Annotated in this window: 11 protein-coding genes; 4 read left to right on the forward strand and 7 right to left on the reverse strand. The window is 58.7% G+C overall.

The annotated features are described in order from the left end of the window. Nucleotides 1-479, forward strand: a 479-nt coding sequence (locus ACR0LX_RS07825; protein WP_480783219.1) for a PLP-dependent aminotransferase family protein, incomplete at its 5' end; no start/stop codon positions are given. A gap of 73 nt (nucleotides 480-552) precedes the next feature. On the opposite strand, the gene ACR0LX_RS07830 is transcribed toward ACR0LX_RS07825, so the two are convergent. Then, the gene (locus ACR0LX_RS07830; RefSeq protein ID WP_480572375.1) at nucleotides 553-927 is read right to left on the reverse strand and encodes a hypothetical protein; all 375 of its coding nucleotides are present in this window, start codon (nucleotides 925-927) and stop codon (nucleotides 553-555) included. Nucleotides 928-973: 46 nt separating this feature from the next. Between ACR0LX_RS07830 and ACR0LX_RS07835 the strand changes: the two genes are divergently transcribed. Beyond that, the gene (locus ACR0LX_RS07835; RefSeq protein WP_480783220.1) at nucleotides 974-1,774 is read left to right on the forward strand and encodes an alpha/beta fold hydrolase; all 801 of its coding nucleotides are present in this window, start codon (nucleotides 974-976) and stop codon (nucleotides 1,772-1,774) included. Here ACR0LX_RS07835 and ACR0LX_RS07840 read toward each other — a convergent pair. The 5 genes from ACR0LX_RS07840 to ACR0LX_RS07860 form a co-directional block, all read right to left on the reverse strand. Beyond that, on the reverse strand, nucleotides 1,771-2,151 hold the full coding sequence (locus ACR0LX_RS07840) for a rhodanese-like domain-containing protein (protein WP_480783221.1): 381 nt from the start codon (nucleotides 2,149-2,151) through the stop codon (nucleotides 1,771-1,773). The two genes, ACR0LX_RS07835 and ACR0LX_RS07840, sit on opposite strands and share 4 nt — an antisense overlap. Before the next feature lie 67 nt (nucleotides 2,152-2,218). After that, the gene (locus tag ACR0LX_RS07845; RefSeq protein WP_480783222.1) at nucleotides 2,219-3,559 is read right to left on the reverse strand and encodes an HlyD family type I secretion periplasmic adaptor subunit; all 1,341 of its coding nucleotides are present in this window, start codon (nucleotides 3,557-3,559) and stop codon (nucleotides 2,219-2,221) included. Then, entirely contained in the window at nucleotides 3,556-5,871 is a 2,316-nt protein-coding gene (locus ACR0LX_RS07850) for a type I secretion system permease/ATPase (protein WP_480783223.1), read from the reverse strand. Before ACR0LX_RS07850 ends, ACR0LX_RS07845 begins: the two co-directional genes overlap by 4 nt. 38 nt (nucleotides 5,872-5,909) lie before the next feature. After that, nucleotides 5,910-7,868: a type I secretion protein gene (locus ACR0LX_RS07855; protein ID WP_480783224.1), complete on the reverse strand. Its 1,959-nt coding sequence runs from the start codon at nucleotides 7,866-7,868 to the stop codon at nucleotides 5,910-5,912. A gap of 130 nt (nucleotides 7,869-7,998) precedes the next feature. After that, the gene (locus ACR0LX_RS07860) at nucleotides 7,999-10,530 is read right to left on the reverse strand and encodes a beta strand repeat-containing protein (RefSeq protein ID WP_480783225.1); all 2,532 of its coding nucleotides are present in this window, start codon (nucleotides 10,528-10,530) and stop codon (nucleotides 7,999-8,001) included. 745 nt (nucleotides 10,531-11,275) lie between these two features. Here ACR0LX_RS07860 and ACR0LX_RS07865 point away from each other — a divergent pair. Then, nucleotides 11,276-11,908, forward strand: a complete 633-nt coding sequence (locus ACR0LX_RS07865; RefSeq protein ID WP_480783226.1) for a helix-turn-helix transcriptional regulator — start codon at nucleotides 11,276-11,278, stop codon at nucleotides 11,906-11,908. Next, the gene (locus ACR0LX_RS07870; protein ID WP_480783227.1) at nucleotides 11,901-12,398 is read left to right on the forward strand and encodes a hypothetical protein; all 498 of its coding nucleotides are present in this window, start codon (nucleotides 11,901-11,903) and stop codon (nucleotides 12,396-12,398) included. The genes ACR0LX_RS07865 and ACR0LX_RS07870 overlap by 8 nt, the downstream gene beginning before the upstream one ends. A gap of 92 nt (nucleotides 12,399-12,490) precedes the next feature. Here ACR0LX_RS07870 and ACR0LX_RS07875 read toward each other — a convergent pair whose 3' ends face one another. Next, nucleotides 12,491-13,366 carry a hypothetical protein gene (locus ACR0LX_RS07875; RefSeq protein WP_480783228.1) on the reverse strand — a complete coding sequence of 292 codons (876 nt, stop codon included), beginning with the start codon at nucleotides 13,364-13,366 and terminating at the stop codon, nucleotides 12,491-12,493. Nucleotides 13,367-13,474 lie beyond the last annotated feature (108 nt).

The following is a 13,474-nucleotide window of genomic DNA, read 5'->3' on the forward strand; positions in this document are numbered from 1 at the left end:
ATGTGATCGCAGGCAAGGCGGTGGCCTTTGGCGAGGCGCTGCGCCCTGAGTTCAAAAGCTATATCCAGCAAGTCGTGGCCAACGCGCAGGCACTGTCGGATCAGCTGATCAAGGGCGGTCTGGACACCGTGACCCACGGCACCGACACCCATGTGGTGCTGGTCGACCTGCGCCCCAAAGGCGTCAAGGGCAACGCCACCGAGAAGGCTTTGGGCCGGGCACATATCACCTGCAATAAGAACGGCGTGCCGTTTGACCCCGAAAAACCGACCATCACCAGCGGCATCCGTCTGGGCTCCCCCGCCGGCACCACCCGCGGCTTTGGCGAGACCGAATTCCGCCAGATCGCCGACTGGATCATCGAAGTCACCGACGGTCTGGCCGCCAATGGCGAGGACGGCAACTCCGCCGTCGAGGCCAAGGTCAAGGCCGAAGTCGCAGACCTCTGCGCCAAGTTCCCAATCTATCCGAACCTGTAAGCGGTTGTAAGAAAACGAAAACGGCGTCCTCACGGGCGCTGTTTTTCGTTATCGGATCCGGTTTCCGGTCGGCTCAGATAAACCCGCGCCATCGCAAGACAATCAAACCGACCGCAGTCAGCGCCAGCAATCCCAAGGCAAGCGAGCCCATAAAGCTCAGAAACCAGCCCCATCGGCGATCCGCCAGATTGATCGCCGTTAGATGAGCCTGCACCTCTTCCGACGCTTTTTCGAGCTTTGGCGTGTCGAGAACCAACCGGAGCTTGGGGTGTTCGGCCATCTTCTCGGCGCGAGCCAACAACAAAGCCTGCTTGTAGATTCGACGCGGCAGACGGCGCTTTGCGCGTTTGACCGACTCGGCCAAAGTCTTGTCGCGCAGCCCAAGCTTCTTGCGCAACAGCAGGATTGTCTCGGCAATCCGGGTCTGAATATCGAAATCCTGCGACATCGCGCCTCCTGACGGGGCAATGTAACCGTGTGCGGTGGCCGCGACAATGGGGCTGGTTGTTTCACGCATCGGCGGGTATCACAGCGTCATGCTGAATACGATCCTTCATGGCGACCCGACCGATCAACCACCTTTGCTGATTGCGCACGGCCTTTACGGTTCGGGCCGCAACTGGGGGGTGATCGCGCGCAGACTGTCTGATGAACGGCAGGTTATCGCGGTTGATATGCGCAACCATGCCTACAGCTTTTGGGACCCCAAGCACACATACCCCAGTCTGGCACAGGATCTGGCCGAGGTCGTTGATGCCCATGGTGGACATGCAGACGTGCTGGGGCACTCGATGGGCGGCAAAGCCGCGATGATGTTGGCGCTCAGCTATGGCCAGAAGGTTCGCAAGCTTGTCGTGGCCGATATTGCGCCCGTGACCTACACGCATAGCCAGATTCAATTCATCGAAGCAATGCGCGCGGTGAACATGGACCAAATCACCCGGCGTTCGGACGCGGAACAGCAATTGGCCGAATTGGGTGTCGAAAAGGCGTTGCAAAGCTTCTTTACGCAATCCTTGGACGTCAAGGAAAAGCGGTGGTTGCTGAATCTGGATGTGCTGGCCGACGAAATGCCCAATATCATGGGTTTCCCAGCGGTCGATACCTCATGGGATGGCAAAGCTCTGTTCTTGTCCGGGGGCGCGTCGGATTATGTGTTGCCCGAACACCGCGACCAAATCCGCGCCCTGTTTCCAAACGCGCGATTTGCAAAGATCAACGGTGCCGGGCATTGGCTGCATGCCGAAAAACCCCGTGAGTTCGAAGGCGCGGTTCGCGCATTCCTCAACGCTTAGGACGGGTCAGAAACCTCGCCACCGCCATTGACCCAATCGGTCAGGCCGCCAAGGTTATAAACTTCGACATAGCCCATGTCCTTCAGCAACTTGCCCGCCAAAGCTGCGCGCCCACCGGATGCGCAATACATGACGATCGGTCGATCCCGGCGCAGTTCCGAGTCATGCGACGGCAGGTCCGGGTCAGCGCGAAACTCAAGCATCCCGCGCGAGATGTGATGAGAGCCTGCGGCGCGCCCTGTCCGCTCAAGCTCTGACGCGTCCCGGATGTCGAGCAACAGCGCCCCCTGCCCGATCAGTTCTTTTGCGCGGGCAGTGTCGATGCGTTCGACTGCGGCGTTTGCGGCCTCCATCATGGTTTTGACTGTTGCGGGCATGGGGCATTCTCCTGTTCAGATTTGACAGGATGCTAACATGCAATTTTTGGAAGATGTAGCCGCTGCGTCAATGCTCTCGGAAAGCGCGGGACATGCTGTCTGTCACCGGTTTGGCGATATAGGCCGCAAAGGTCCGTTCCTCGGTCTGGATCATGATCTCGGCGGGCATGCCTGGTGTCGGAATGAAACCACGCACCCTGTTCGTTTCTTCTGCGGTGAGCGAAATGCGTGCAAGGTAAACTTCTTGAGGAATACCCGCCGCGTCCTCGAGCAGGGAGTCTGCCGAGATATAGAAAACCTCTCCGTACAAAACCGGAGTCGTGCGCTGGTTTAGTGCAACCAGCCGCACCGTGGCCGTTTGGCCTGTGACGACACTGTCAATCTCGGTCCGCGGGATCTGCGCCTCGATAATCAGCGGCGCATCAGCGGGCAAAATCTCGGCAATCGGCTCACCGGTTTCAATCACACCGCCAGGCGTATGATGGTGCAGCCGCACCACTGTGCCCGTGACCGGCGCCCGTACAACTGCACGGTCCAGAATGCTGCGGGCCTGACGGGCCTTTTCGCGAACACTTTCAAGATCGGCTTCAATCACGCCCAATTCGTCAAGCGCCGCCTCGCGATAGGCCGACCGGGTGCGCGTGATCTGTTCTTCGTATTTCAGAAGCATCGTGTTCACTTCGGCGGTTTCCGCCTGCAGACGCGCCAACTGGCCTTCGGCCTCGGCCTGTACACGGCGGATCGTGTTCAGATCACCTTTGCGCACGAGGCCTTTTTCAAACAGCGACGCCTTTGTGTCGTACTCTTCCTGCAAGATCTCCGAGCGGCGCTGCATGCTGCTCAGTTGCGCCTCAAAGCCTGTCGCGCGAATGCGCAGCGCCTCCATGTTGCGCGCCAGCAAGGCGATGTCGTTCAGCAACGTCTTGCGCGAGACATCGAAGCTGAGCTTTTGGCTGTCGAGAATTGTCATCACTTCGACGTCATCAGAGGCGTCGATTAGCCCCTGAGAAAAGACCAGCCGTTCCTTTTCGCTGTGTTCTGCCAACAGGCGTTCGGTCATGGCCTGAAGACGGATTTTGCGGATGAACAATTCTCGTTCATTGGCCTCGGCCGAAGTCTGGTCCAGGGTCATCAGGATTTGTCCAGCCTGAACCGCTTCGCCTTCGGATACCAGAATGTCCTCGATAATGCCGCCTTCAAGGTGCTGCACGATCTTGTTGCGTCCGGTGGCCACAAAGCTGCCCTGCGCGATGACTGCCGCCGCCAGGGGCGCGCGGAAAGACCACAGGCCAAAGCCGCCAAAACAGACCACCAGCATCACAAGGCCCAGAACAATCTGCTTATGGATCGAACGTGGAACTTCCGAATACCAAACGGCCGGGTCCTCGACCTTCTCCAAATCGGTCATTGCTTATCCCCCCCGCCTTTCAACTCGGGCTTTGGTCGCGGCCCGTTGAGCTGTTCCAGCACCTGTTCGCGCTGACCGAACAAGGCAACACGCCCGTCCGTCAGCAGCATGATCTTGTCGACAACGCTCAGCAGCGTCGGCTTTTGCGTGATCACCACAACGGTAATCTTGCTTTCCTTGGCCTGCGAAATCGCCCGGGCCAGGGCCTTGTCACCCGCAACGTCCAGATTCGAGTTCGGCTCGTCGAGCACCACCATGCGCGGGTTGCCGAAGAACGCGCGCGCCAGAGCGATACGCTGTTTCTGGCCGCCCGACAGGGGCGATCCGTCAGCCGCCACAACCGTTTCGTAACCCTGTGGCAGCGTTGCGATCATGTTGTGCACATCGGCCAGAACGGCAGCATCGTGAATCTGTTCATCCGTCGCGTCCGAGCGCATGCGGCCGATATTGTCCTTGATGGTTCCCGGAAACAGCTGCACGTCCTGCGGCAGATAGCCGATGCTTTCACCAAATTGGCGCGGGTCCCAGTTGCGGATATCCATCAGGTCCAGCCGCACACTGCCCGAGGTCGGCAGGATCGACCCGACCAGCGTCTTGCCCAACGTCGTTTTGCCCGCACCGGAATTGCCGATGATGGCCAGCGTTTCGCCCGGATTCAGCGAGAAAGAGATACCGTTCAAGACGACGCGTTTGGTTCCACCCGGAACATACAGCAGGCGTTCGACATCCACACGCCCCTCGGGGCGTGGCAGGCGCAGCTTTTCGAACTGCAAGGCCGAGTTCGACAGCAGATGCTGAATCCGCCCGAACGCGCCGCGTGTCAAAAGGAAGGTGTTCCAGCCTTCGATGGACCCCTCGATCGGGGCAAAGGCGCGGCCAGCGATGATCGAGGCGGCAATGACCATGCCGCCGGTGATCTCGCCCTGCAGTGCCAGATAGGCGCCCCAGCCAAGGATACCGATCTGCGTCAGCAGTCGTACGGCGCGCGAGATAGCTGCGAAAATCACGTTCCGGTCCTGTGCCTTGACCTGCCATGTCAGGGATTGCGCCGTGTCCCGACCCCAGATGCGGACCGCCTCGGGGATCATGGCCAGCGCGTTGATGATCTGGCTGTTGCGCGACATCGAGTCGAGATGTTGATTGGCCAGCGACTGCGCCATATTGGCCTTGGCAAAGGGTTTGGCCGTCATTTTCTGGTTGATCAGCGCGATCACCATCAGGATCAGCGCGGTGGTCACGACGATCATGCCAAGCTGCGGGTGGACCAGGAAAATCATCAGGATGAACAGCGGTGCAAAGGGTACATCCAGAAACGAAATCAATGTGCCGGACACGAGGAACCCGCGCACCTGCTGCAAATCCCCCAAGGTCTGATACTCGCGCCCATTACCGTGCAAGGACGCATGCGCCGCTGCGCTCAGAACCGGTGCGCCGAGACGTGCGGCGACCTCGACCGCGGTGCGCATCAGCATGAACCGACGCACAGCGTCAAACGCCGCTTGGAAGATCACCGCGCCGGCCACGATTACGGTCAGCATGACCAGCGTGTCCAATGACCGGCTGGTCAGCACCCGGTCACTGATCTGGAACAGATAAATCGGGATCGCCAGGATCAGAACATTGGTCGCACAGGTCAACAACAACACGAATGCCAGATTGCGCCAGATCGCCTTGAGCGACGTGCGCAGCGTTCTTTGGAAATCTTCCGGCGGTGTGCGTCGGTGAAAGGTTTGGGGTGGCCCCTTGCCGTCTCCTCCGCCCGACGTCGAGCGGACAAGCGGCTCATTCGCCTTACCTTCGATCGTGGTGCCTATGCTCTTTCCGCCGCCAGACGGCGCAGAGGGGGTCATGCGCGCGGTCGATGGCTTGGCGGGGTCACGATCAGGCTCTTCGGCCTCGGCGGCCACCCCAGTGTCGCCTCCCACATGGTCTTCGTCTTGCGCGGGTCGCGACGATGCGCGCCGAAGGGGAGAGCCGGCGCGCGGTGGTTCAGATCTGTTTGGTTCTGGCTCTGATGGCTGATTAACGAACCTGGTCTGTGCCTGCTCGGCCGTCCCGGTGCCAGACGTCGCCTTTAGCGCCCCGTTCAGAACCGCCTGCGCCCCGTCGGAGGCAGCAGCCGCAGGGCATTGCGCGGAATCTGGCACTCGCATCTCCTTGTCCAGACGCAGCCGGGAAACAGGTTTGGCAGCGTCAGCCTTTGAGGACCCGGAAACCAATTCGCTGGGTTTCAGAGCCAAGGGTCCGCCGCCACCGTGCCGGTCTAACGGACTGGCAAAACGGGTGCGGCGTGACGAAAAAACGATCGACATATATGGAACCTTCGAGTCACTCGTAACTTACAGGAAAATCAGGCCAGCATGGTTTGCAGGCCATCGTCGGCGGTCGCCATTTCACCGGGCGTCAGATCGGTACCTTTCGGCCCGATACCGCTTTCGTCGCCGGGCTTGGACATATCCTCCATGATCAGGGCAATCGCCTCATTGGCGATGTCTTCGATCTCTTCGTTGGTGGGCACGTCGAGCAGGCTTGCCTGATGCAGCAACAATTCGGAGAACTCACCATTTGCGGCCATGACCGTCGAGTCGACCCCTGTCTTGGTGATATTGGCCGCGTTCAGCATCGCATTGCTGCCCGCTGTGACTTCGGTCATCGCGCCATCGGGACCCTTCAGGTGGACGTCGTCCTGATCCGCCAGCACCGTTGCCTGTTCGATCAGGTTGACCTGCAACAGATTGCCTTCGATGTTCAGCACCCGCAGTTGCTCCATCCCTGCGAAGGTCGGATCGTTCAACAGCGCCTCCTCCAACGCCTCCATATTCGCCTCGGTCATGTCGAGCGCGGCTGACATGGTGTCGTGCATCTGTTCGTGGACATCTTTGCCGATCGTGCTGACCGATGCCTGATTCATCATCAGGTTTTCGTCGGTCCCAGCTTCGACATCCGCCATGCCACCAGTGACCACGTCGTCATCCAGCAACACCAGCGACTGCATCAGCATATCGACCGAGATCATGTCGCCGCCGATCATCACCAGATCGTAGTACGAACCCAACTGAACGATGTTGGTCACGTTGACCATGTCGTTGTCGCCCAGCGCATAGAGCGTCGACGTAGCCGAAATCTCGGTCTCGATATGGTCGATATCGGTCGCATCGATGGTCTGTTTGACGAAATTCGTGACGACCAGATCGCCATAAATCCAGTCGACAACGACCAGCGACGGTTGCTCCTCGCCGCCCGCCTCCTGATCCACCCAATGCGCCGCGTTCTCGTCGATTGCGATATGCGAGGTCTGTACCACTTTGGTGCCGGATTCGTGCCCGGGCGCACCTTTGTCCATGTCGGAAACCATGGCCACCTGACTGACAAGCGTCAGGCTAACCGACTTGCCGCCCACAGCGATGTAGGGCGCATCCACCCAGGCCACCGTTGCGTTCACCTGATTGATCGCGAGGTTTCCACCGGTGACAACCGAATGACCGTCGCCGAACTGGAACTCATCATCCTGATCCCACTCGGCTGGCGTCGGATCGGGGGTATCGTCTTCTTCCTCGTCTTCAGACTTGTGATGAGTCGGCAGAAGGTCCTCCCATTCCGGCGCTTCATCCACGTGTTCGCCATTCACGATGATCCCGAACGCGTCCGCGCCCTGGAACTGATGGACGACCACACCCTCGACATCCGTGACAAAGGGCGTCAGCATTTCTTCGGCCAACCCTTCAACATATTCCACCGAGTGATAGTCGGAAATTGCATAGGATGGCGCCGAGATCACGTGCAGCGAAGCTGCCAGCTCTGCCGCAGCTTCGGCCTGCGCCATCAGCACCTCGGCATCGCGGAAATCGCCCTGCCCCACCGTGTCGTTGTCGACCAGCTTTAGGATCTGGAACGTATAAGTCACTGCAGACCCGATCAATTCGGTCACGGATTCAGGTTTTTCCATAATCACGTTGTACTGGTATTCCACACCGCCGAACGGCTCGCTTTCCGAAAACAGGGGCGCTTGGACAAAAGGCATACCGATGTTGATCACCGTCTCTTCGACCGGCCCGCCGAAATATGGCGGAGGCGTCGGATCGTCAGGCGGTGTCATGAATTTGTAGGGGAGCGGTTTGTAAACGCCGGGATCCAGGTCCAGCTTGGCCTTGATCCGAATTGCAATCGGATCTTCCAGCTCTTCCAGTTCAAACTTGCGCCGTTGCGCCGTGAACTCTTCGTATTGATCCCTCAGGCGGGCTTGCTCAATCGTAAGATCAAAGGTTCCAATAAAGTGTGCAATCTTTTCGGTAACACTGTCGAAAGACATGTCAATGATCCTTAACTACCGCCCCGGCAGAAAATTTCCGGTTTGGTTTTGCTGGGCCGAGGCCGCACTGGGCGGCCCCGGCAATTTCAATAAGCCGGGGGCCGGTAATGCGGCCCCCGAAACGCGTATCTCATACGTCGGTGTCGTCGCTCGAGTAGCTCGAGGTCATCGAACCACCAACCATGGTCGTGTCGACATTGTTGCCAAGCACGTTGGCGCCCATGACGATCGACTGGTTGAAGGCCGATGTATCGACCACGGCTGCTGCCGAAGCGTAGGACTCACCGTTGACGATACCGTCGCCACCGTTGTCCGAACCCCAGCTGCCGCCCATGCCGCCAGCACCGCCGGTGCCGGAGTTCGCGCCGGACGCTTCACCGCCGGTGTTGGTCGCACCGGTGGTCGCACCACCGGTCGAGCTTCCCATGACGTCGCCGCTGGTTCCGCCAGTCGCCGCTGCGGCACCACCTGCGCCACCTGCGCCCGAATACGCGGTACCGGTTCCGGTGCCCGTTCCGGTCGAGGTTGCATCGTTGTCGGAGTCGGCGTCACCACCATATCCGGCAATCGCTTCGGCCAGGCTTTCAGCATAACCGTCATTGGCTGCGTCAGACATCGACTCGGCGTATCCACCGTCACCGGCTTCGTTGGTCGCATCCGCAGAACCTGCGCCGCTTCCTGCCGAGCTTGAAGTCGGGCTTACCGTTCCGCCAGCACCACCGACACCATCTGCGGTCGCAGTGCCAGAACCGTCGGCATCTGCCATACCGTTTGTGGTGTTGGTTCCACCGTCTCCACCGGAACCGTCCGGTGTCTGCATGTTGGTGGCAGTACCCATGATATCGCCAGGGCTCTGGTCAATATCGGGGCCTGTGGCGTCCTGATCGCCTACGCCTTGTGCGTCTGCATCAGCATCGGCGCTGCCGCCACCCGCGCCACCGTCACCGGAACCACCGGAACCGTTGCCGCCGTCTCCAGCACCACCAGGTCCGTTGCCACCATCGCCGGAACCACCGGAACCGTTGCCGCCGTCTCCAGCACCACCAGGTCCGTTGCCACCGTCACCGGCACCGCCCATTCCCGCAGCGCCCGCACCTGGGCCACCGGTGCCATTGGCATCACCTGAGGATACACCGGCTGCGGATTCGTCTTCGCCTTCCTCATCACCGGGTTCTTCTTCAACCAACGCGGTGCGCAGGATCGGGAAACCTTCATTGATTACACCAGTGTTTCCACCGGCACCCGGACCACCTGTTCCGTCACCGCCCGGTCCATTGCCGCCGTCGCCGGAGCCACCAGATCCGTTACCGCCGTCACCCGAACCACCAGGTCCGTTGCCACCGTTACCGGTTCCGCCGCTGCCGTTGCCGCCATCGCCCTGGCCGCCATCACCCTGGCCACCATTGCCGTTGCCGCCCGAACCGTCGTTGGCGCCCAGTGCACCCGCACCGGCCAGACCAAGGCCAATGTTGCCGCCACTTGACGACTCGTTGGCTTCGTTGGTGCCTTCGCTGGTATTGTCAGCGTTGCCGCTTGTGTCAGCGTCGCCGCCGCCACCTTCTGCACCGTCCGCCGACGAGTCATTTCCGGCCAGTCCCAGACCTGCAGCAAGTGCGCCAGATGCGTTGTCGCCACCGCTTGCATCGCCCTGAGCGTTCGAACCTGACAGTCCCAATCCCAGACCAAGACCAATAGATCCGGCGTCGCCGCCTTCACCACCGGTTGATTCTGAGTTTGCACCGGCTACGCCAAGGTTGACCGCGCCGGAGTCGTTATCGGCGTTACCGCCGGTACCGCCCGAGCTGTCACCATCTGCGTGCGCTCCGGAAAGTCCCAGACCAACGCTGGTATTGTTCGCGTTGCCCGAGGCCGCGCCATTACCACCCGAGGCTGTTCCATCGGCATGCCCCGACTCTCCGCCAAGAGCAAACGAATGGCTTCCACTGGTATCACCAGCCGCGTCGCCACCATAGCTGGTGCCGCCATTTCCGGAATCACCACCATCTGCGTTTACGTCGATGCCATCTTCAGCATGCGCTTCGCCGCCAGTCGCGTTGCCGCTCTGATTGAACTCACCTTCGTTGTGAACGGTTGCTTCGCCGAGCCAGTCATTGTCTTCCAGCGACGCCATCTGATGGTTGATCGCCGAGAAGTCATTGCCCGGTCCGTCCAACGAGATATCAAGGTTCAGGTCATCGCCGGGATCATAGTCAATGTCATTCCCAGCGGTGATGACATCACCATTTACATCGCCGTTATTGTCGATATCCACATCGACCTTGTCGTCGTCGCGCGGAATCCATTCACCACCACCAAAGTCGATGTCGACGGTTGCGGTGTTGGTGTTGCTGTCATCGCCACCATTGGATTGAGAGTTGCTGTCGTTACCACCGTTGGTATTGCTGTCGTTGCCACCGTTGGTGTTGCTGTCGTTACCACCATTGGTATTGCTGTCGTTACCACCGTTGGTGTTGCTGTCGTTGCCGCCATTGGTGTTGCTGTCGTCACCTTGCTGCTGCTGTTGCTGCTGCTGTTGTGCGTTCAGGTCATCAACCACCAGAATGTCTTCTTCGACCTCGGGAACTTCTACAACGGGGTCCTGATCGACTTCGCGGCCATCATCTCCGGTTGGTGTCACGGCTGTTAATCTGCGATCTGACATAATAATTTCCACTCATCTTCGAGCACCGGGCCACCATTCATCTACAAAGCGACATGCGGTGCGGTTGAAACAAAATTTTCCGCAACAAGCAGCGGACCATGCGCTTGTGCGGCAGAGTTTTTTCCTTATCGGTCTGTCACCCCCTTTCTCGGCCAAGCCGACAACGTGACCGCCTGAGAATCGCGAAAATGCGCGGAACGCGGGCACGCTAGGAATTACGTCGCTTCGCAAAATGAAGCCCGATCATGGTCGCAGTGGGGTTGTGGAATGCATAGCTGGCCGAAAGCATTAAATTGGGCAACATTATGACAAGAAAAGAGTTTTTTCTTGCGCCCCCATTTTTGACGCATTTTCCGCCATCGGCCCAGGCCAAAAGAATTAACGTAAATATATCTCCATATTTTCAACCACATACAGTCTGTCAGCGCATCGGAACCTGATCGAAAGTTCTATGCCCAAACGGTCAGGCTCTTGCGGCTGTATTGCTGAAATCTGCACTTTAAGCTATCATTGACCACAGTTTAGAATGTTTCGGTTTTCGTATTGCACCGCCAAAAGTAGCACCAGAATCCTACTGAATTTAATGGGCGGCGCAGGTTTTGGTGAGGGTGGATCAATGAGCTTCTCATTGAGTAACGATGTTCGTGAAGAAATGAATTACCCCGAAGAATTGTCTATCGTATTTTTTGGAAAAGAGCTTTTTTATTCGAACCAAACTCTACGAAGTGTCCAAAGCGAATTCGGGGTGCAAGCCCTGCGTTTTGAATCACTGGATAAGTTCCTGGCCGACAGCGCCGAGACCGAAGCGTCCGGCCACATAGTCGTTGTTGATCAGATGATGCTTGAGGACCTGCTGAACCGACCGGCAGAGTTCGTGCGGGCGGCGGATTCCGGATGTCTGGCGTTTGCCTATCGCAAGGAAAGCTCGGCCCGGTTTCTGTTTGAGCACTGGGACCGCGCGCAGTTCGGGGATATCGGATACCTTCCGATGAATGTTGCCCCGGATGTTTGGCGGTCGATCCTGCGATTGCTGATGCACGAAGAACTGCATCTGCCGAGCTTTCTGGCCGACTGCGTTCCGGTCGTATCAGAAACTCCCAAGCAACCGCCCGTACAGCGCCAGCCCGTCCCTGCCGCGCAATCGCGCAACATGCCTTTGTATTCCAAGCTGACCAAGCGCGAGAAACAGGTCTTGCGCCTGGTTTCGCAGGGCGAAAGCAACAAGACGATCGCATCAAAGCTCGGCATAACCGAACATACGGTCAAGCTGCACATGCACAACGTCTCCGGCAAAATCGGCGTCAGCAACCGGACCGCTGCAGCGCATTTCTATTTTGAGGTCGCCGCCGACGACATTCACGGCCCCGGCCTTGACTGAGCCCTTTGAATCCCGGTTCGACCGCCTGATCCTGCTGGTCGGGCGTTTGAACTATATGTGGACCAATACCGAAAGCCTGCTGATCCACCTGATCGCAGGCCTGACCGGAGCCAACAAGGATGTGGCGGTCATTATCTTCCTGACGCTGAACACCACCCGAGCGCGGATTGACCTGGTCGAGCGATTGGCAAAGATGGACGGTCGCCCCGCCGATATACGTGATCCGATCCTGGACCACACTCAGCGCCTCTCGCGCCTGTCATCGGTTCGCAACAAATACAATCATTGCATCTATTCCTTTGACCCGGAAAGCGGGAACCCCAAGACCATCCTGATGCGCATCGCAGACCGCAAAACCGGGATCAAGCTAGGGCGCGAAGACACCGTGGACGAACAGGCCATGCATGAGATCGAGGACGTGGTCAAACAGCTCTCGGACGCCAACCGGGACATTTGGCAATTGATCAAGGACTTAAGTTTTCCGGTCTGAGGTCCTGACCCGTTCATACCTGTAACCGGCGATGGAAACAGGCCCCATTCGATCACCATGTCCACGGGGAGATCGAATTTGGTCCGTGTCTCTTAGGGTTCGAGAAACCGAATGTCGGGCATGGTTTGCAAGACACCCAGATCCTGCTCGTAGAGTTCGGTAAAGGCGGCGACGATGTCCTCGTTCCATCCTGGCAGGTCCAGCTCTTCCTCAATCGCGTCCGGCAGGGCATGGTCTTCGAATATCCGAGCAAGCTCCTTCCGGCTCTCGGGATCGCCGGGCGAAATCTGTTGTTCGATCAACGCCTCAATACTTGCCTGCCCTTCCGGTGACACCAGCGAATTGAGCAAGGCAAACTCACCGTTCACGGCCGCATCTTCGGGCAGCCCGATCATGGCCCGGGCAATGTCGCCCCAAATCAACGGAGTATCCTCGTCGCACCACAGTGTAATTTGCACATCGGGCGCGAGATCACGAATGTTATCGATCAATGTCAGCCAACTGAGGCAACTCAGATCGGTTTGTGCCAGAACTCGTTGCCGCTCGGATTCGGACTGGGCCATCAGCGCCTTCGGAATGAAACTGCCCGGGTTGCGCAGGCCTAAAAACAGTTCAACCTGCATTTCGTCGAACACATCTTCCAAGTAAGCGATCCGTTCGCCGGCGGCGGGATAAAACTGCCCATCCATGATCGACGTCTGAATCGGGCCCAGATACCCGGCGTTTGTCAGGATGGCACGGTCGACCGTTCGGTCCTTTGGCATGAGGCCCAGAAAGCTCTTGCGCGCATTGTGCAGCATCGGACCCGGCTCTTGCGCGTTCAATACCTGCCTGAACTGCCGCCGGAACACGCGCGCACCCCAAACGGCGGCATTGCGGGCGACCATCGCGTCAGCGTTGGCCCGCAACAGGCCAAAAAGCCGGTCCTCGTCGGTAAACGCAACACCAGCATGGATGACGACCTGCATGTTCCGATTTGCCCTTGTATTCTGACGCGTTCAATCGGGGTTACATCCTGACAAAGACGCAGTCAAATGACCCATTGCCGAGCCCGTGTGCCGCGCCCATTACAGAGG

The organism is Ruegeria sp. CH11, assembly GCF_056537105.1.